General features: G+C 60.7%; 23 protein-coding genes. 8 read left to right on the top strand and 15 right to left on the bottom strand.

Features of this window, described 5'->3' with window-relative positions:
* Window positions 1–32 precede the first annotated feature (32 nt).
* The 9 genes from RS897_RS26890 to RS897_RS26850 all read right to left on the bottom strand — a co-directional run bounded on the left by RS897_RS26890 (window position 33) and on the right by RS897_RS26850 (window position 7,877).
* Window positions 33–791, bottom strand: coding sequence for an ABC transporter permease (locus RS897_RS26890; protein ID WP_315831753.1), 759 nt, complete (start codon window positions 789–791; stop codon window positions 33–35).
* Window positions 788–1,552 carry an ABC transporter permease gene (locus RS897_RS26885; protein ID WP_315831752.1) on the bottom strand — a complete coding sequence of 255 codons (765 nt, stop codon included), beginning with the start codon at window positions 1,550–1,552 and terminating at the stop codon, window positions 788–790. Before RS897_RS26885 ends, RS897_RS26890 begins: the two co-directional genes overlap by 4 nt.
* A 1-nt stretch (window position 1,553) precedes the next feature.
* On the bottom strand, window positions 1,554–2,363 hold the full coding sequence (locus tag RS897_RS26880; RefSeq protein ID WP_315831751.1) for an ABC transporter ATP-binding protein: 810 nt from the start codon (window positions 2,361–2,363) through the stop codon (window positions 1,554–1,556).
* A gap of 8 nt (window positions 2,364–2,371) precedes the next feature.
* Entirely contained in the window at window positions 2,372–3,304 is a 933-nt protein-coding gene (locus tag RS897_RS26875) for an ABC transporter substrate-binding protein (RefSeq protein ID WP_315831750.1), read from the bottom strand.
* Window positions 3,305–3,371: 67 nt separating this feature from the next.
* The gene (locus RS897_RS26870; protein WP_315831749.1) at window positions 3,372–4,307 is read right to left on the bottom strand and encodes a fumarylacetoacetate hydrolase family protein; all 936 of its coding nucleotides are present in this window, start codon (window positions 4,305–4,307) and stop codon (window positions 3,372–3,374) included.
* A complete protein-coding gene (locus tag RS897_RS26865) occupies window positions 4,304–5,086 on the bottom strand; it encodes a glutathione S-transferase family protein (protein WP_315831748.1) in 783 nt (260 codons plus the stop codon). The genes RS897_RS26870 and RS897_RS26865 overlap by 4 nt, the downstream gene beginning before the upstream one ends.
* Window positions 5,087–5,098: 12 nt before the next feature.
* Window positions 5,099–6,100: an MBL fold metallo-hydrolase gene (locus RS897_RS26860; RefSeq protein WP_315831747.1), complete on the bottom strand. Its 1,002-nt coding sequence runs from the start codon at window positions 6,098–6,100 to the stop codon at window positions 5,099–5,101.
* Window positions 6,057–6,863, bottom strand: coding sequence for a TetR/AcrR family transcriptional regulator (locus RS897_RS26855; protein WP_315831746.1), 807 nt, complete (start codon window positions 6,861–6,863; stop codon window positions 6,057–6,059). The genes RS897_RS26860 and RS897_RS26855 overlap by 44 nt, the downstream gene beginning before the upstream one ends.
* Window positions 6,864–6,974: 111 nt before the next feature.
* Entirely contained in the window at window positions 6,975–7,877 is a 903-nt protein-coding gene (locus RS897_RS26850; protein ID WP_315831745.1) for a LysR family transcriptional regulator, read from the bottom strand.
* Between the two features lie 105 nt (window positions 7,878–7,982).
* Here RS897_RS26850 and RS897_RS26845 point away from each other — a divergent pair, with 105 nt between their 5' ends.
* Window positions 7,983–8,711 (top strand): glutathione S-transferase family protein, encoded by a 729-nt coding sequence (locus RS897_RS26845; RefSeq protein WP_315831744.1) that lies wholly within the window; start codon window positions 7,983–7,985, stop codon window positions 8,709–8,711.
* Between the two features lie 143 nt (window positions 8,712–8,854).
* Here RS897_RS26845 and RS897_RS26840 read toward each other — a convergent pair whose 3' ends face one another.
* Window positions 8,855–9,739: a hypothetical protein gene (locus RS897_RS26840; protein ID WP_315831743.1), complete on the bottom strand. Its 885-nt coding sequence runs from the start codon at window positions 9,737–9,739 to the stop codon at window positions 8,855–8,857.
* The gene (locus tag RS897_RS26835; RefSeq protein WP_315831742.1) at window positions 9,739–9,918 is read right to left on the bottom strand and encodes a hypothetical protein; all 180 of its coding nucleotides are present in this window, start codon (window positions 9,916–9,918) and stop codon (window positions 9,739–9,741) included. Before RS897_RS26835 ends, RS897_RS26840 begins: the two co-directional genes overlap by 1 nt.
* Before the next feature lie 399 nt (window positions 9,919–10,317).
* On the opposite strand from RS897_RS26835, the gene RS897_RS26830 reads away from it, so the two are divergent.
* Genes RS897_RS26830 through RS897_RS26815 form a run of 4 tightly spaced genes read left to right on the top strand, consistent with a single transcriptional unit; the run spans window position 10,318 to window position 11,656 of the window.
* On the top strand, window positions 10,318–10,506 hold the full coding sequence (locus tag RS897_RS26830) for a hypothetical protein (protein ID WP_315831741.1): 189 nt from the start codon (window positions 10,318–10,320) through the stop codon (window positions 10,504–10,506).
* The gene (locus RS897_RS26825) at window positions 10,503–10,691 is read left to right on the top strand and encodes a helix-turn-helix domain-containing protein (protein WP_315831740.1); all 189 of its coding nucleotides are present in this window, start codon (window positions 10,503–10,505) and stop codon (window positions 10,689–10,691) included. The genes RS897_RS26830 and RS897_RS26825 overlap by 4 nt, the downstream gene beginning before the upstream one ends.
* Window positions 10,675–10,917, top strand: coding sequence for a hypothetical protein (locus tag RS897_RS26820; protein WP_315831739.1), 243 nt, complete (start codon window positions 10,675–10,677; stop codon window positions 10,915–10,917). The genes RS897_RS26825 and RS897_RS26820 overlap by 17 nt, the downstream gene beginning before the upstream one ends.
* 4 nt (window positions 10,918–10,921) lie before the next feature.
* Window positions 10,922–11,656, top strand: a complete 735-nt coding sequence (locus RS897_RS26815; protein WP_315831738.1) for a TIGR02391 family protein — start codon at window positions 10,922–10,924, stop codon at window positions 11,654–11,656.
* A gap of 47 nt (window positions 11,657–11,703) precedes the next feature.
* Here RS897_RS26815 and RS897_RS26810 read toward each other — a convergent pair whose 3' ends face one another.
* The 3 genes from RS897_RS26810 to RS897_RS26800 form a co-directional block, all read right to left on the bottom strand.
* Window positions 11,704–12,036, bottom strand: a complete 333-nt coding sequence (locus tag RS897_RS26810) for a hypothetical protein (protein WP_315831737.1) — start codon at window positions 12,034–12,036, stop codon at window positions 11,704–11,706.
* 346 nt (window positions 12,037–12,382) lie between these two features.
* On the bottom strand, window positions 12,383–12,958 hold the full coding sequence (locus tag RS897_RS26805; RefSeq protein ID WP_315831736.1) for a Fic/DOC family protein: 576 nt from the start codon (window positions 12,956–12,958) through the stop codon (window positions 12,383–12,385).
* A gap of 5 nt (window positions 12,959–12,963) precedes the next feature.
* Window positions 12,964–13,164, bottom strand: a complete 201-nt coding sequence (locus RS897_RS26800) for a hypothetical protein (RefSeq protein WP_315831735.1) — start codon at window positions 13,162–13,164, stop codon at window positions 12,964–12,966.
* Window positions 13,165–13,796: 632 nt separating this feature from the next.
* Between RS897_RS26800 and RS897_RS26795 the strand changes: the two genes are divergently transcribed.
* The 3 genes from RS897_RS26795 to RS897_RS26785 all read left to right on the top strand — a co-directional run bounded on the left by RS897_RS26795 (window position 13,797) and on the right by RS897_RS26785 (window position 15,440).
* A complete protein-coding gene (locus RS897_RS26795) occupies window positions 13,797–14,066 on the top strand; it encodes a BrnT family toxin (protein ID WP_315831734.1) in 270 nt (89 codons plus the stop codon).
* Window positions 14,047–14,340: a BrnA antitoxin family protein gene (locus RS897_RS26790; RefSeq protein ID WP_315831733.1), complete on the top strand. Its 294-nt coding sequence runs from the start codon at window positions 14,047–14,049 to the stop codon at window positions 14,338–14,340. Before RS897_RS26795 ends, RS897_RS26790 begins: the two co-directional genes overlap by 20 nt.
* A 203-nt stretch (window positions 14,341–14,543) precedes the next feature.
* Window positions 14,544–15,440, top strand: coding sequence for a crotonase/enoyl-CoA hydratase family protein (locus tag RS897_RS26785; protein WP_315831732.1), 897 nt, complete (start codon window positions 14,544–14,546; stop codon window positions 15,438–15,440).
* Window positions 15,441–15,623: 183 nt separating this feature from the next.
* On the opposite strand, the gene RS897_RS26780 is transcribed toward RS897_RS26785, so the two are convergent.
* Window positions 15,624–16,751: a M48 family metallopeptidase gene (locus tag RS897_RS26780; RefSeq protein WP_407654307.1), complete on the bottom strand. Its 1,128-nt coding sequence runs from the start codon at window positions 16,749–16,751 to the stop codon at window positions 15,624–15,626.

Raw genomic sequence — 16,751 nt, 5'->3', positions numbered from 1 at the left:
GTCTCCTGTGTTGTTTTTGTTTGATCCCGCCGTCACTGCCGCCATCGCAGCATGTGCCGTTCCACCCGCTCCAGCACGGCGTTGGTAACATAACCGATCGCGCCCAGCACGATGATGCCGGCGAACAGATCGGCGCTGCGGAAGGAGCGCGCGGCCAGGATGATGTTGTGTCCGAGGCCGTTCGATCCGGAGAGCATTTCCGTGACCACGGCAAGGATGAGCGACACGGTGAGCGCCAGCCGCAACCCGGCGAAAATATCCGGCAGCGCGTTGGGAAGCGCGATCTTCCAGATCATCTCCAGCCGGCCGAGGTGCAGGATGCGCGACACCTCGAACAGGCGAGGCTCGACGGTCTTGAAGCCATGCACGGTGCCGAGCAGCGCCGGCCAGATCGAGCCGAACGCGATCACGCAGATGATCATGCGCTCGTTCAGGCCGAGCATCAGCACGAACACCGGGATCACCGCGGAGGCCGGCAAAGGCCTGATCAACTCCAGCGTCGGCTCGAGATATTCGCGCACTTTTGGCGACGATCCCAATGCGGTACCAAGCGCAACGCCCAGGATCGACGCCAGCACGAAGCCAAAGAACATCCGCCGCAGGGTTTCCGAGAACGCGAACCAGAACTCCTCGGTGCCCAGTTGCTCGAACAGGGTGCCGAAACTCCGGTCCGGGCCGGGGAAAAACGCCTGCGGGATCAGCTCCGCATTCGACGCCAGTTGCCACAGTCCGATGAGAAGCAGCAGCACCACGAGGCTTCCCGCCCCGACCAGGGACCCGCGCGCGGTCATCGTGCGGTCTCCATCCAGTTGCCGTATTTGCCGAACCAGTGCCGCTGCGCGCGCAGCAGCAGCGCGTTCAGCAGCCAGCCGAGAAACCCGATCCAGAACAGGAAGGCAAAGACCCGGTCGGCCCGGTCGCCTTCCTGCGCCACGATCAGGCCATAGCCAAGCCCAATGGGATTGGTGGTGATCTCGACGGTGACCGCGACCACCAGCGAGATCGCCGCGGCCAGCCGCAGCCCGACAAAGACCCGCGGCAGCGCCGCCGGCAGGATGATCTTGGTGACCCGTTCGAACACCGGAAACTTCAGCGCCCGGGCGACTTCGATCAGGCGCGGCTCGATGCCTCGCACGGCGCTCTCAGTCACGATCATCACCGGCCAGAAACAGGCAAAGGCGACGACCGCGATTTCCATGCGATAGCCGTAGCCATAGATCAGCAGCGCCAGCGGAATCAGCGCCACTGACGGCACCGGCCGCAACGACTCCATCGACAGCCGCATCAGCGAGGCCAGCAACCGCGACAGCCCGAACGCCACGCCGACGGTCATGCCGAGAACCGCGCCAATGGCCATGCCGCCCAGCGCGGCCCCGAAGGTCTCGCGTGTCGCCCGCCACAGCGAGCCGTCCAGCACCAGTCCCCAACCTGCCGCGACGATCGCGCTGGGATTGGAGAGACTGGTTGAGGTGAAAAATCCGCTGCGCGCCAAAATCTCCCATAGCAGAAGCACGGCCACCGGAAAGATCAGCCCCTTGAGCGATCCCGTCATGTCAGTGCCCCGTGGTCGGCAGCAGATCGAACAGGCGATGCCGGTAGGCCAGGAAACGCGCATCCTCCCGGGTTCGGAGCTGATGCCGCGGCCGCGGCAGGTCGATCTCGACCACTTCGCTGATCCGGCCGGGACGGCTTTCCATCGAGATGACGCGATCGCCGAGATAAATCGCCTCCTCCAGGTCATGGGTGACGAAGATCACGGTGGTGCCGCTCTCCGCCGACAGGCGGGCAACCTCGTCCTGCAGGTTCTGCCGCGTCATGGCATCGAGCGCGCCGAACGGCTCGTCCATCAGCAGCACCTCCGGCTGCTGGGCCAGGCAGCGCGCGATCTGCAGGCGCTGCTGCATCCCGCCGGAGAGCTGCAGCGGAAACGCGTCATGCCGGTCGCCCAGCCCCACCTTCTGCAGCAATCCACTGATGATGGCCGGCCGTTCCGCCCCCGGCACCCGGCGCGCTTCGAGCGCCAGCGACACGTTGTCCGCCACCGTGCGCCATGGCAGCAGGGCCCGGCCGTAATCCTGGAATACGACCGCGAGCTGCTGGTGCGGCTCGGTCACGGTTGCGCCGTTGAAGGTGACCTGCCCTTCGGTCGGACGCAGCAGCCCGGCCATCAGCCGCAGCAGCGTGGTCTTGCCGCAGCCTGATGCGCCGACGATGGAGACGAACTCGCGCTTGCGCACCGCAAGCGACACGTTCTTCAGGATCAGCAACTCCCCGCTCGGGCCATTGACGACATAGGAGAGATCGTCGACGGCCATCACCGGAGCGGCCACCTCGGGAACAGCACCAACCTGCACTTTGGACACCGCCGCGATCATGGCTTGTAAACGATCTTGGCCGGATCCAGCGGCTTCTTGAGCATATTCTGTTCCAGCGCGATCTTGTTCCACTTGTCGATCGCCTCGGGCTGGACTTCAAACCGATACTTGCCTTCGGAAAACTTGGCCTGAACCTCCGCCGGGAACGGGATGTAAACGAGGTTGGCCGTGCGCACGATGCTGGGGTCTTTCTGCATCATGTCGGTGGCCTCCTTCATCGCTGCCTGGAACGCGGCGGCGTCCTTGGGATTCTTCGCCGTCCAGGCCCGGGTGGCGACGAACCAGCCCGAGAGCGTTTCGCCCTCCAAAGCTGCGATGTAGTAGGCCACGACTTTTCCGGCATTGGTCTCAAGGCCGCGGGAAAGGAACGGCTGCACGGCCAGAATGGCGTCCACCTGGCCGCCACGCAGCACATCGATCTGCTGGGCAAAGGCGGCCTCCGTAAAGTTCACCTTCTTGTAGTCGCCGCCATTGTCGGCCATCCATTTGCGAAACAGCACATGCAGGAAGCCGTTCAAGCCGGCCGTGGCGACCCGCTTGCCTTCGAAATCCTTCGCGGTTTTGATCGGGCTGTCGGGGCGCACCATCACGGCGACATCCTCGATGCCCTTGGTGTAGTAACCGCCGCCGGCCAGCACGACCAGATCGAGCCCCTGCTCGATCGCCTGCATGGTGATCGGCGCCGTCGGAGTCGCGACCTGAAGGCTGTCGGCCATCAGCGCCGCGGGTGTGGTCGACGAATTCGGCACCAGCTTCATTTCGATATCAAGGCCGTGCTTCTTGAACAGACCTTCGTTGGCGGCGACGAACGCCGTCGAAAATGCCGTCGATGCCGAAAACCCGAGCACGATCTTGTCCGCGCGCGCCGGTGAAAGCGCTGCCGCGAGTACGCCCGCTGTGACGGCCAGTCCAATGATGCGATCACGCATGGTTGTTCCCTCCTTGTGTTGTTGTTGGATTGGTCGTTTTATTTTTGCAGCCCGGCCCCGATCGAGATCAGGCCTGCACCACGACCTTGTTGGTCAGAATTCCGAGGCCATCGATTTCGAGTTCGACCACGTCGCCTGGCTGCAGGAAACGTCCCAGCTCCAGCCCGCAGCCGTTGCCGACTGTGCCTGAACCGAAGAACTCCCCGGCGTGCAGCGTCTCCTCGTCGGAGACATGGGCCAAAATGTCCTCGAACTTGTGCTTCATCGATCCCGAATTGCCGCGCGACCATTCCTTGCCGTTGACGCGGGCAATCATGGTCAGGTCGTAGGGATCGGGAATTTCGTCAGTCGTCACCAGCCATGGGCCGAGGACGTTGCCGGTGTCGAAGTCCTTGCCTTTCGCAGGCCCCAGCTGCCCCGCCATCTCCTTCATCTGCGCGTCCCGTGCGCTCATGTCATTGAAGATGCAGTAGCCGAAGATGTGCGAGCGCGCGTCTTCGCGCTGAATGTTCTTGCCGCCGCGGGCGAGAACGGCGCCGAATTCGAGTTCGTAGTCGAGCTGCTTGCAATAGCGCGGCCACAGCACGTCCTGTCCCGTGCCGATCACGCTGAAACGATTGCACTTGTAATAGATCGGCTGCTCGTACCAGACCTGCGGCAGCTCGATCGATGCCGGATCGAGCGGCGCACCGCCGGAAAACAGTGGACGGTTCGCCCGCGCCTGCCGCAGATGCTGCTCGAAACACAGGAAGTCGCGCATTTGTCGCGGTTCCGGTACGGGCGCCAGCAGGCATACGTCGGAGAGCTTGATTGTCTTCTTCGGCGCTCGGTCCAGCGCCCGGGCCTGGTCCAGCGCGCCGGCGCCGCCATCGATCAGCGCCAGCATGTCGTGGAAATGAACGGCCGAGGGATCAGCCGCCGTGAAGTCCGAGATCACCTCGCCGTCGGCCAGCAGACAGCCGATATGACGTGCGCCCTCCGCCTCGAAGGTCACGAGCTTCATGGCGCCATCTCCTCAAGCAGGTCGCGTCCGGGGACGGTGTCGTGCAGATCGGGATAAATCGACGACAGCCGCGTTCGCTCATAGAAGGTGGCGCCGTAGGCCGGGCGTGCGCGATAACGATCGAGCCAGCCGGCCGTGTGCAGCTGCCGCTCCCACAGCCACGCCAGACCGAGATCGTCCATGCGGTCGAACAGCGGCGCGACGCAGGCGTCCGCAATGGTCAGTTGATCGCCCAGCAGCCATGGGCGGCCGTCCTGCAGGGCAGTGTCCATCCGCACAGCCGTGTTGCGAAAGCGTTCCAGCGCGTTGCGGACGTCGCGTTTGCTGAACCCCTGTTGCCCCATCTGCTGAAAAAAATGCTTGCGCAGCGGACGCGCGTCGGCCGCGCCATTGAACTCGGTCTCGTCGAGCTCCCTGAAGTGCCGCACAAAGGCCTGGTTGAACGACGGAAACCGCACCGCCACCGTCGGCACTTCCTCGAAATAACGCATCCATGCGCGCATCTGTCCACGCGCCACCGGATCGCGCGGGGTCATCGGCGTGTCCGGAAACACCTCGTCGAGGTATTCCATGATGACCGAGGAATCGACCACCGGGCTGCCATCGTGCACCAGCGTGGGCACGACGCCATTGGGATTGAGCTTCAGATACTCCGGCGCCAGATGCTCCTGCAGGCGGAAGTTGATCTGCCGATCGTCCCAGTCCAGCGCCTTCTCGTGCAGGCAAAGCCGCACCTTCTGGCTGCAGGTCGAATAGGCATTGTTGTAGAGCGTCAGCATGACTGGCTCCCCTCAATGCGAATGCGTGTCGCCGTGACCACCGCAGGCCGGGCAAGCGGCCTTTCTTTTGAAATGCGCCTCCGCCATCAGGCTGAACATGCGCATGACATCGGGCGGATTCGTATCGTTGACGAAACCGCGATAGGCGGCGTTGACATTGACGAACACCCGCTCCGGATCACCCCAGTCGCGGAACGCATCCCATGAAATGTCGCGCGCGGCTTCCTCGTCGGTCATGCCGGCATCGAACCGCTTGCGCGCCTCGACCAGGATGAATTCGAAATAGGTCTTGAGCTCGCGCACACCGTTTTTGTCAGTGATGGCACCATGGCCGGGCACGACGGTCTCGACATCCCAGGCCAGGATCTGGTCGCATGCCTTGATCCAGTTCGAGATCGGTCCGGCCCAGACCACCGGATGCCCCTTCACGAACATGATGTCGCCGGTAAACACCACGCGATCCTCGGGCACATGCACCAGCAGGTCGCCGTGGGTGTGGGCCGGTCCCACTTCCAGCAACTTGACCTCCTTGGCCCCGACCCGCAGCGACATCTCGCCATCGAACGCCGACGTCGGCGGCGTATTCACGACGCCTTCGAAATCGAAACGACTGCCCATCACTTCGTGCATGAACGCCCCGGCTTCGCCGAGCTGCTGCCAGTTGGCCATGCGTTCGCGCAGGAACTCCGGCGGCCGCTCCAGCATTTCGCTGACGCAGGCCTTGGTGCCGATGATGCGCGCGTCTGCGACCAGCTGATTGCCGAAGGTGTGGTCGCCATTGGCGTGGGTGTTGACCAGGGTGTCGATATGGGTGGCTTGCGGCACCTTGGTGCGCATGCCGGCCAGCATCTCCCGCGTCAATTTGAGATCGAACAGCGTATCGACCAGCAGGCTGTCGTCGCCGTCGACGATCAGGCCGGCGTTGCTGTATCCCCACGACCCGTCCGGCACCAGCCAGGCAAAGCAGCCGTTACCGAGATCGTGAAGTCCTTTTTCGTATGGCCATCGGCTCATCATTCTCTCCCTTGACTCTTTTTGATGTCGCCGGCTTTTTGCCGGGCGTCTTATCGGCGACCTTGGGTCGCGCTGGCGCATTGCCGGCGCGCGAGTCCGCAGTCGTAAATCCAGGCGGCAATTGAACGCGCGGACTGTCCTTTGGCGCGGTCATCCCGGCGGCCAGAAAGATGGTGAGCTGATGCACCAGCTCATCGAGATTGTTCAGATCAGCAGATCCTTCGGAGATCCGCGCCAGCCGATTGCCCTGCCCGCGCTCGGACGCCGTGAACAGGATCGAACTCACCATGAAATAATAGCGCCACCACAGCGCTTTCTTGTCGAGATGACCGATCGATTCCGTGAACACCTCGACGAACTTGTAGGCAACCTTGTCGAAGTATTTCGCCAGGATTCGTTCAGCGGTTCGCGTCGGCGACACCCGGTGGTGCAGGATCATGTTGATCAGCAGCGCGCCGTCGCGCCCACCCTCGTGCAGCACGTAGGGCTCCATGAAGAAGTAGACGATCTCCTCGATGCCGAGCGGCTTGCCTCCAACAGCCAGCTTCCGCGCCGCGAGCAGCGCCAGCCGCCGCCGCGAGATGCGGTCGGCCAGATCGTCGAACACCGCGAACACCAGCTCTTCCTTCGAGCCGAAATGATAGTTCACGGCGGCGAGGTTCACCCCTGCCTCCTGCGTGACCATCTTCAGCGTGGCGTTCTCGACGCCCTTTTCCGCAAAGAGCCGTTCAGCCGCTGACAGGATGCGATCGCGTGTTGTCATGAAAATTCAAATGCTCATTTGAAATGCATATTTGAATCCGTCCGCACGAATGTCAACCGGCAAAATGCGCCGGCTAACGCGGTTCCAGATTTCCAAAAAAGAGCAGCGCGATCAGGCGATCTTGGATCGCGGCGGCTGCAGCATAAAACTTGTGAGACGTGCGACAACCTGGCGGACAACCGGCGATTGCCGGCGCCGTTTCTGAATACAGAGCGCCCAGGAGATTGACGCGTCTGATATCGGCCACGCTGCGACGCCAGCTCGGGACACGACTTCAACCCCCGATTGCGGGACGATGGAGAAGCATTCGCCGCCCATCACAAGATCATTGGCGAGACGCATCGAATCGACCTCCAGCCCGATCCGCGGCGCGAGCCCCTTCTTTCGGAACAAGGCTTCGATGCGATGGCGCAGGTAGTTTCGCTTGCCTGGAAGCGCCAGGTCCTTGTCGGCGATGTCGCTGATCTTGACCTGCGCATCGGCTGGAAACGCCGATGTCCGGCCGATCAGCATCAGCGGCTCGCGGACCAACGGTGTCTGGTCGACACCATCGATAATCCGCTCGGGATCATGAACCAGAACACCGAGATCGACCAGGCCATCGCGCAACTGATCGTGCAGCAGCGCGTCAAAGCCGTCGATCACCCGCAGCCTTAACCCCGGCACTGTGCGCCGGAGATCGGCGACCAGCGGCGATGTGACCGCGCGATGCAGCGACGCGGGCATGCAGATGGCGACGTCCCCCGCCAGTGCACCGCGCCATTCCGACAGTTCCTCGGCGACATGCGCGGCCTGATCGAGCAGCGGCCTGATGCGGGGCAATAGAAACTCGCCGGCCTCCGTGAGCTGCACGCCCCGGGAGTCCCGCACCAGCAGCTCGCTGCCCAGTTCATGCTCCAGCCGCTTCATCTGCCGCGTCAGCGCCGGCTGGGAGATCCCGAGTTCGGACGCGGCCCGCGACACGCTGCCGAGCTCGACGATGCGCCGGAAGCTTTTCAGGACATCGAGATCCATCGCTAGCCTTCCTTCAAAACGATCATGGGAGCGATAACCACTGTGCATTTCCCAGCGCACACCGGACTGTCGGATGCTGGCCGGAGACAACACGGGAGGAATATCATGCTCGAACTCTATCACGCGCCCATTTCGACATGCAGCCAGAAGGTCAGGCTGGTGCTCGCCGAGAAGCAACTCACCTGGACCAGCCACGTCATCCACTTCGGATCGGGCGATCACCTCTCGCCGGAATATCTGAAGATGAATCCGAACGGCGTGGTCCCCACTTTGCTCGACGGCGGCGACGTGGTGATCGACAGCACCGTGATCAACGAATATCTCGAAGATGTCTATCCCGAGCGACCTGTGCGGCCGAAGGATCCCAAGATCGCCGCACGGATGCGGGCCTGGCGGCAATATATCGACGAGGTGCCCACACCCGCGATCCGCCCGCCCTCGTTCAACGCCTATTTCGTGCCGATCTGGTCACAGATGAGCGACCAACAATTCTTCGACTACACCGAGCAGCTGCCGCTGCGAAAACACTTCTATCGCAAGATGGGCCGCACCGGCTTCAGCCAGGCTGATATCGACGAAGCCCTGGACAAGCTGAACCAGACCCTGCAGCGGATGGAGCAGGCGCTCACCGACGGCCCCTGGCTGATCGGCGACCACTACACCCTTGCCGACGTCAGCCTCACGCCGACCATCGTGCGGATGGAGGACCTGGGCCTGTCGACGATGTGGAGCGAACTGCCGCGGGTCAGAGACTGGTATGCCCGGATTCAGGCCCGGCCGAACTTCAGCGTTGCCTATATGCCGGGATCGCGGGATCTGGGGCCATCCTGCTAGGGTATTTTCAAGCCGGATGGTCCGATCTCCCGTGTGCACCACCGATTCGCCAAGACATCGGTGGTGCGAACGGCGGGAACCGGACCCGCACGACGTTGCCATCGTAAGTCGGTTCGAAAGTCAAAGCGTGTTAAGACTTAGATCTATTTCAGTTTGAAGTGACGAGGATAGGCCGCAATAAGACGATTAGTGTCGTCACCATCTATGACCCCATACCAAATCACTTTCCCTTCGCGTACGGAATTCAAGGAGGCGAAGGCTTTCATCTGCTCGATGGCCGCCTGACCCACGTGATCGTGGTACTGGACGATAAAGACCTCCGCCGGGGAGAGAAATAGGCGCTGTATCTGGTCGCCATTCTTGCCGAGTTTTTTAGGCGTCAATTCGCCGGTCGTAGCCGGCCCCTTAAACGCAAACGCCATCGGGCGCCGCACGCCCCTGTGCCGAAGCTTGGTGGTGTAGAGGTCGTTGGGCTCGCCGCCCCAATCTTGAAACTTCCCAGAGTCACCGATGAGTTTGAGAATGCCATCCTTAAAGGCGCGTTCTGACACGACCTTCTTCGGTGCCGATTTGATCTTTTTGACTTTGGAGAACTGGTCGAAGTCGTCAACTGTGACTTCCCTAATCTGAATCTTTGCATGTGGAACGGTGATCTTAACGCTCGCGGCCACACTTTGGCGCGGCGAATACTTTGTCGGGAGTTTGGCGAGCTTCTTTGGATCCTTGATTAGGCGCTGAATCATGGCCCGCTTAGAGGCAAGATACCGATCCTTTGCATACGCAGTCTCGCCACCTACTTTGGTCTTCTGCACGAGTTGGGCATCGGCCAGCTTACCACCAAGCTGAAGAACGTTCACATGGCTTCGCCCGGTGGTCGCCATCAACCGCGTTACTGTCTTGGGCTTTGCTCCACCCTTGCAGATCGCCTCAAACATCTCCTGCAGGCCTGCTGATCGTTTCAGAACGGCCACCGCATGAGCAATCTGCTCATGCGGATTGGAGCGAATGTCGTTGACGGCGACGACCATCAGGCGCCTCGCTCCGAAACGATCTTTTTGATCTTGCGCCCCGGAATAAGCCTCCGTACGGCGCTTGAATCGACGCTCAGCGCCAGCGCGATCTCGTCCGAGGACGAGCCGAGCTTCATCAGAAGAAGGACAAGTAGGCGTTTAATATCTTCAAGCTGCTTGTCTGCGGTAGCGGCCATGAATTCCCCCCGAATCAGTCTTGCGGCAATTCCGTCAATAATACTACAAAAAGTGTATTTCATAACATTCATATAAGCAATTGATGTATATATATAAATATTAATCCATTGAAAATTTAGATACACATACTAATTATTGGCGAGACCAACATCTTTCTTGAAGGCTGATATATATGGACCCTGCTTCTTTGGAATCAACGAACCGCCTGTTAAAGGTAGTTATTGCCCTAATGCTTCGCCCCAAGGATGACCGGCCAATGTCTCTTCGGCAGCAGATCGAGGTGCTCTACGGCTTGGGTATACGCCCTTCCGAGATCGCTGAAATCCTCGGACGGACTCAGACGCACATAAACAAAGAGCTGTCGGTGTCGGGGATTCGGAAGCGGAAGGAGAAGTAGCGTGGTAAAGGCGAAGGAACGGCAAAGCAGCGTAGAAGAGCTACTGAAGGATATGATGATCGTTCAGCTTGTGCTCGCGGGGATCGGACAGCATCAAATCCGGCAGATCGTGGGTGTGGATATCCACCGCGTTAGCCGCATCGGGAAGTTGATGAAGAAGCCCAAAGATACAAAAGGAGCCAGCGCGTGAAGGGAAAAGGAACAGATTTGGAAGGAAAACTAGATACAGCCATCACCCTGCTGCAGCACCTCCTTGCGCTCGAATTGGCGCGCGAAGGTGTGAAGCAACAGGCTATCGCGAAACACCTCCGCGTAGCGACCGCTAGCGTCAACAAGATGTTGAAGGGGACGAGGCGTCATGGCCAGCAACAGTGAGGCGCTTTCGGACGACATATCGCGCAAACTCAACGTCCTCATAGCGCTGTCGATGCGGCAGTTGCTTGACGACAAGGATTTCACCAAGGGCAAGCGTAAGCAGGGCGTGGGCGAGATTGTTCGTTTCCTTGCTGACATGGGCTTGGGCGCAAACGACATTGCGGCAATCGTGGGGTCCCCGGTTACCAGCGTGCGGACTCTCCTAACACCGACGCGACGGAAATAGTGTGATGGCGAGGAAAATCCTCGATCCCAAGCTTTTGACCAAAATCGCCACGGCAAAGAACAAGCCGGGAAAATACATTGGTGAGACGGTGAGCAAGCTTGCGCATAAGTACGGCGTTTCCTCCGAGGCTGCGCTCATATATCTCGCCAAACAATCTGGCATCGGGACTGCTGTTTATCAGCGGAAGCTTGACTCATCGAAGCAGGCGGAGGTGCGTGACTTGCTGGCAAAGAGCGTCCCAGAACGTACTGCGACCGCCCGCGCGGCGAAACAGCCGTCATCTCCGCGAAAGCCCGCATCCAAGCGCACTTCCCTGATGAGCGCTACAAAGCACCTTCTGCAGGATCAGGGCCTTCGAGCGCGATGTCTAGACCTGCTCGGCGCAAGTTCGCGATATGATCGCGCGATCAATCAGGCAACGCTCGTGCTGGAAGATCGCATACGAAAGAAGGCAAGACCACCGACGCCCATGACCGGCGAGCCCTTGGTGAATTTCGCATTCAAGGACGAGATGTCGAAAACGGTGCTTCAAGTCGGAAGTGGTCAGGCCGACGATCAAAGAGGCTTCACGCAAATCCTGCGCGGCATTGTTCCAGCGTTCCGAAACAATACTCATCACCACGTAAGCGATAGTTTTTCGCAGGAAGAAGCAATCCTCGTCGTTGGGTTCATCGACGTGCTGCTTCGCGTTGTCGAGAATTCCGTTGACACTCGTCTTGTAGCGAGTTCATCGCCCTAAACGATTGTCGGGCGCGGTACTGGTAAGAGGAAGGCTGCGGCTTAGTGCTAGTGGCGCCAGTTCTTTCCCGGCATAAGCTCGTAGATCGCAAGTACGTGCTTTTCGTGCAGCACCCGGGCGCGTCTAGCGGCGATCTCGGCATCCGCGTTGGCCGGGACTGCCAGCGTCATCGGCGTAATGATCGGCTGCAACGGGGGAGAGACGGACACATAGACCGGTTTGAGGCGCCCCCGATCTTCATACGCCCCGCGCATCATTCTGTTTTCGTGGGCCTTTTCTGTAATGTCTTCCAAGTACGACGCGTATCCCATAAGCATTCTGCCTTGGCTGCGTGACACGGGCGATGCTTCTACTACCAATTCCCCCAGTTGGGCGATCACGAAATCGCTCAAAAGCCTGCGGCATTTTTGAATTGGGAACCTTTTTCCGAGTCGATTGACGCCGTCGCCTGGATCAAGCCTTGCGTGCGGATGGGGGCGCGGGCCACTGGTGCCGACCTGCTATTGGCACGGCGCTGATCGAATTTCTGAATATACTGCTTTTGGAAGAAGACAATTTGTTGCGACGTGACAACGCCGCGCGGTCTGCTTTTCTTCGCTTGGTGGTAATGTTAGCCGCGAAGCAACGACCGGAGGCGCTCGCACTGCAGGAGCGCGCAAGGTTAGCGTTCTCTAGTTAGATAACCAGACAACCGAAATGAAACCGTCTTAGGCGACGCGAAGCGTGCTAGGGTGCCACTAGATCCAAAATCACTGCAGCAAGCGGCTCTTCGTCGCCGTCAAAGCTCGCAATCATCGCATCTAGCAAGACATCCGGGTCAAGGTTTTCAAGGTCGATTGGATATCCTGCGTTTTCCGCCAGCAGCAGAAAGAAAGACAACTGCGTGCGACCGTTACCCTCACGGAAAGCGTGAATGACGTTCAGCTCGGAGAGGAAATGTGCGGCTTTTTGAGCGAACAGTTCCGGCTCAAGCCCGGCCAGGAATTTATCCTTCTTAAGCTGCGTGAACAGCTTGCTTGCCTCGCTCTCAATCCTCTCCGGGAAGCAGAACATGTTGCCGCCCTTCGACATGCGGACCGAGCGGATTTTTCCGGCCCAATCGTAGACGTCTTGGAACAGATGGTGATGAATCGACTTGAAGTGCTTGAAGTCCAGATCGCCCGCCGGGAGTTCCTCGTCGGCTCTGGCGTCGCTCACTTCAGCTTCGAATGCGTCAAGCTCTTCAGCTTCCTTAAGATCAAGCTTGTTCTTCAGCACGGTCGTACCGGGGTAGCAATAGTCATCGGCAACGGCGTCGTACATGCCGTTTAGGCCTTGCGGTAGGCCTTGATGATGGCTTTCCGGCGCTCCTCAGGAGTGCGAGCCTTGCTCTCGGCGATCGCGGTGCTGCCCTTCATCTTGGCGGAATACTGAATACCCTCAACCGCGCTTATTTTGCGAAAGCGCCCGCTGCCGATCACGAAGCCAGACGCGCTGCCTTTCTTTGACGATGTCTTCTTTGGAGCCATGGTAAAATCTTAGCATAGAGCGTGCTGACTCGCATATAGGCCGGGCTAATCAGCCTTGGAGCCGCGATCAGTCGGGCAGGATGCAGGAAAGTGGTGCGGGCGGCCGGACTCGAACCGGCACAGCTCTCTCGAGCCGAGGGATTTTCTTACCAGCTACGGCTTTCGCCGCCTCGTCCGGACGTATGCATCCGGCGCGTTTGTGGTCTGGACTATACCTTCACCGTGGCGCTCGCGCGCGTTAGGTGCCACCCGTCTAGTCTCTACACCTTCACGCAGACGACAAGGGCCTGCGCGCTTGGCTCGGGATTGCCAGTTGAAAGGTTTCCCCGAATTTGGGCGGTTCTACTCCCCGGGTTTCCCCGGGGGCACTCAATCGTCTAAGTCCCTTGCGTCTACCATTTCGCCACGCCCGCGTAGCCATCCTCATAGCCCGGCCGGGCTCACCCGCCAAGCAGTGCCTGACTATCAGGCTGAACCGGCCAAGCAAGTTTTCCACAGCGCATAACCGGCCGCCCTTTTTCCGTTCCAAACCAGCGCTCGATGCACATCCTCGCCGATCTGGCCCATTGCCCATCCCCCCTTTTTCCGTACACTTTTATTATTGCTAGCCATCTATTTTTCGTGTACAAATAATGTCCGTAAAGATCGTCTGGGATCATCCGAAACGCCTCGCGAACCTTGCCAAGCATGGCCTGGACTTCGCGACGTTGACGGAAGATTTCTTCGCTGAGGCTCTGGTCATCTCGGCCAGGAATGGCCGCTATCAGGCCATCGGCAAGGACGTGAATGGTGTGATCTCGGTCGTGTTCGCAACCCTCGGATTGGAGGGAATATCGGTGATCTCGATGCGCGCCGCCTCACCGAAGGAAAGGAAGCTCTACGATGGCCAAAACAAAAAGTAGCAGAGCGAAACGGGGCTATAGCAAAGCGGATCTCAAGGCCGTCTCCGACAACCCCGAGTGGACGGAGAAAGAGTTCGCTCGGGCGAGGTCGTTCAGCGAGGTTTTTCCCGAACTCGACGCCAGCATCAAGCCATCGCGTGGCAGACCAAAGGTCGATAACCCCAAGGAGGCGGTGACCCTTCGCCTGTCTCCCGACACGATCGAGAAGTTCAAGGCCGCCGGTGATGACTGGCGTGCCAAGATGGCGAAGACACTGGAGCGCGCAAAGGTGTAGCTGGTTGCGGGGGCGGGATGCTCAGCGAGGCTAATGCCATCGCTTATCTCCTCGCTGCTTTTCCGCAAAATGGAAAATAGCTTCCAAAATAGCTTCCATGCCACGGGCACATGGCCCGGACGGCTTTGTCGCGTTGTCCTTAAGGCTGGGCCATGACACCATGACGGCAGCCACAACAGAGCGTGAGACGAGGAACAACCCGGATGGCCTATGAGCAGATCAAGTACGACGTCGAAGACCAGATCCTGACCATCACGCTGAACCGGCCGGACAAGCTCAACGCCTACACCCACACCATGCAGTCCGAGATGATCGACGCGTTCGATCGGGCGGACGCCGACGATAATATCCGCGCCATCATCGTCACCGGCGCCGGGCGGGCGTTCTGCGCCGGCGCGGATCTCTCGGCCGGCGGACAGACGTTTGACCGCGCCGCGCGGGCCGACCGCAAGACCGCGCCGCTGCAGCCCAATGGCGAAGTGGACTGGAGCGACGACGCGGTGCGCGACGGCGGGGGACGGCTGACGCTGCGCATCTTCAAAAGCCTCAAACCGGTGATCGCCGCGGTGAACGGCCCGGCGGTGGGCATCGGCGTCACCATGCAGCTCGCCATGGACATCCGCATCGCCGCCGACACTGCCCGCTTCGGCTTTGTGTTCGCGCGGCGCGGCATCGTGCCGGAGGCCTGCTCGAGTTGGTTCCTGCCGCGCCTTGTCGGCATTTCGCAGGCGCTGGAATGGACCTATTCGGGCCGGGTGTTCCAGGCGCGCGAAGCGCTGGCCGGGCGGCTGGTCAGCAAGGTCGTGCCGCCGGAAGAGTTGCTGGAGACCGCGCGCGATCTTGCCCGCGAGATCGCCGACAACACCGCGCCGGTCTCGGTGGCGCTGATCCGGCAGATGATGTGGCGGATGATGGGCGCCGACGACCCGATGGAAGCCCACAAGATCGACAGCCGCGGCATCTATTCACGCGGCGCCTCCGCCGACGTGCGCGAGGGCGTGACGTCGTTCCTGGAAAAGCGGCCGGCGAAATTCACCGACAAGGTCTCCAGCGACATGCCGTCGTATTTTCCGTGGTGGCAGGACCGGGAGTACAAGTAGCGGGTTCTCATTGACGTTGCGGTTTTTCCGTCATCCTGAGGTGCGAGCGTAAGCGAGCCTCGAAGGATGAACGGCCACGGCGTGGCTGCGGTCTCGGCCGTCGCCCTTCGAGGGCCGCTGCGCGGCCACCTCAGGGTGACGGATTACATCAGGCGAACCTCGCATCTTCACTCAAGCGAGCAATCAGTTCTTCACCGTCGACGCGCAGATCGCCTTCAGCGCCGTCCATTCCTGCGGCGACAGCAAAGGCGGGCCGCTGACCGGGCGGTCTTCCTTGGTCATGCGGGCCAGGCGGTCTTCGGTGAAAGGATGGTTGGCCAGAAACGAAATGCCGGTGCCGCCCTCCTTGCCGGTGATGCGGAACAGCAATTCGCCCATTTTCTTGGGCGAGCGTCCCAGGCGGTGCATCACGTCGATCGAGAAGGTGTCGGCGTCATACTCCGCCTCGCGGGAATAGGAAGCGTTGACGACGGTGCGGCCGGCGAAAATCAGCACGCTGGAGCCGGTGATGTCGCCGAACAACAGACCGATCAGGAACGAGGTGCCGCTGGTGCTGATCATCTGGCGGGTGGTGTCGCGGTGCGCCAGGTGGCCGAGTTCATGGGCCATCACGCCGGCGATCTCGTCGGCGTCGTTGGCTTTCTCGAGCAAGCCCTTCAGCAGGAACGCCTTGCCGCCGGGCAGCGCGAAGGCGTTGGCGGTGCTGCTCGACAGCACGGCAGACGCATCCGAGAGATCGAGGCCGGCGGCACCGCGCAGGGTGTTCATCAGCTTGACGAAGGCAGCCTGCCCCTGCGGGCTGTCGCAGACCTTCCCGTCGAACACCACCTTGACCTGGCTCTCCGCGACATCGCCGAGACGCCGCTCGAACGACGCCGGGATCAGCGGCGCCAGCCGGTCGGCGGCGAGCGGCACGCCGAACAGCACCATCAACACGATGGACAGCGCCGCCGCCAGCGACCAGCCGATGATGGCCCCAATGCCGCGCCCCGGCGCGGTGTCGTCCATCCGCCGGCAGCGCGCGATCACTTGTGTCTTCGTCGCCGGCTCGCGGACTTCCAGCCGCGCCAGCGAGGGCGCGCTCTGACTGCTCAATCGCAACAGCTCAAGCGGCGCATCGACGCGGCGAACTGTGTCATACGGCCAGATGGCGAGGGGCACTCCCTGCTCGTAGATTTCGAGACCATCCTTGAACACCAGCGTAACGACACGCCGGCGGTTCGAGGTCCCGTCAAAGTAGACAGCTGTGCTGCCGACTGCTGCCGCCGGATCCGCGACCGGATCTATCGCATGAGCACTGTCGTCACTCAC

Origin of the sequence: Bradyrhizobium prioriisuperbiae, assembly GCF_032397745.1 — a bacterium.
GTDB classification, from domain to species: Bacteria; Pseudomonadota; Alphaproteobacteria; order Rhizobiales; family Xanthobacteraceae; genus Bradyrhizobium_A; species Bradyrhizobium_A prioriisuperbiae.
Note: the sequence above shows the minus strand (reverse complement) of the source record. Positions and strands in the feature narration are given on the sequence as shown.

Excerpts from the sequence above, each read along its gene's own strand:
- RS897_RS26890 (WP_315831753.1), bottom strand. The coding sequence starts at position 791 with ATGACCGCGCGCGGGTCCCTGGTCGGGGCGGGAAGCCTCGTGGTGCTG.
- RS897_RS26845 (WP_315831744.1), top strand. The coding sequence starts at position 7,983 with ATGCTCGAACTCTATCACGCGCCCATTTCGACATGCAGCCAGAAGGTC.
- RS897_RS26855 (WP_315831746.1), bottom strand. The coding sequence starts at position 6,863 with ATGACAACACGCGATCGCATCCTGTCAGCGGCTGAACGGCTCTTTGCG.
- RS897_RS26865 (WP_315831748.1), bottom strand. The coding sequence starts at position 5,086 with ATGCTGACGCTCTACAACAATGCCTATTCGACCTGCAGCCAGAAGGTG.
- RS897_RS26835 (WP_315831742.1), bottom strand. The coding sequence starts at position 9,918 with ATGGCCGCTACCGCAGACAAGCAGCTTGAAGATATTAAACGCCTACTT.
- RS897_RS26840 (WP_315831743.1), bottom strand. The coding sequence starts at position 9,739 with ATGGTCGTCGCCGTCAACGACATTCGCTCCAATCCGCATGAGCAGATT.
- RS897_RS26870 (WP_315831749.1), bottom strand. The coding sequence starts at position 4,307 with ATGAAGCTCGTGACCTTCGAGGCGGAGGGCGCACGTCATATCGGCTGT.
- RS897_RS26815 (WP_315831738.1), top strand. The coding sequence starts at position 10,922 with ATGGCGAGGAAAATCCTCGATCCCAAGCTTTTGACCAAAATCGCCACG.
- RS897_RS26790 (WP_315831733.1), top strand. The coding sequence starts at position 14,047 with ATGGCCAAAACAAAAAGTAGCAGAGCGAAACGGGGCTATAGCAAAGCG.
- RS897_RS26875 (WP_315831750.1), bottom strand. The coding sequence starts at position 3,304 with ATGCGTGATCGCATCATTGGACTGGCCGTCACAGCGGGCGTACTCGCG.
- RS897_RS26860 (WP_315831747.1), bottom strand. The coding sequence starts at position 6,100 with ATGAGCCGATGGCCATACGAAAAAGGACTTCACGATCTCGGTAACGGC.
- RS897_RS26885 (WP_315831752.1), bottom strand. The coding sequence starts at position 1,552 with ATGACGGGATCGCTCAAGGGGCTGATCTTTCCGGTGGCCGTGCTTCTG.
- RS897_RS26805 (WP_315831736.1), bottom strand. The coding sequence starts at position 12,958 with ATGTACGACGCCGTTGCCGATGACTATTGCTACCCCGGTACGACCGTG.
- RS897_RS26785 (WP_315831732.1), top strand. The coding sequence starts at position 14,544 with ATGGCCTATGAGCAGATCAAGTACGACGTCGAAGACCAGATCCTGACC.
- RS897_RS26800 (WP_315831735.1), bottom strand. The coding sequence starts at position 13,164 with ATGGCTCCAAAGAAGACATCGTCAAAGAAAGGCAGCGCGTCTGGCTTC.
- RS897_RS26820 (WP_315831739.1), top strand. The coding sequence starts at position 10,675 with ATGGCCAGCAACAGTGAGGCGCTTTCGGACGACATATCGCGCAAACTC.
- RS897_RS26850 (WP_315831745.1), bottom strand. The coding sequence starts at position 7,877 with ATGGATCTCGATGTCCTGAAAAGCTTCCGGCGCATCGTCGAGCTCGGC.
- RS897_RS26795 (WP_315831734.1), top strand. The coding sequence starts at position 13,797 with ATGTCCGTAAAGATCGTCTGGGATCATCCGAAACGCCTCGCGAACCTT.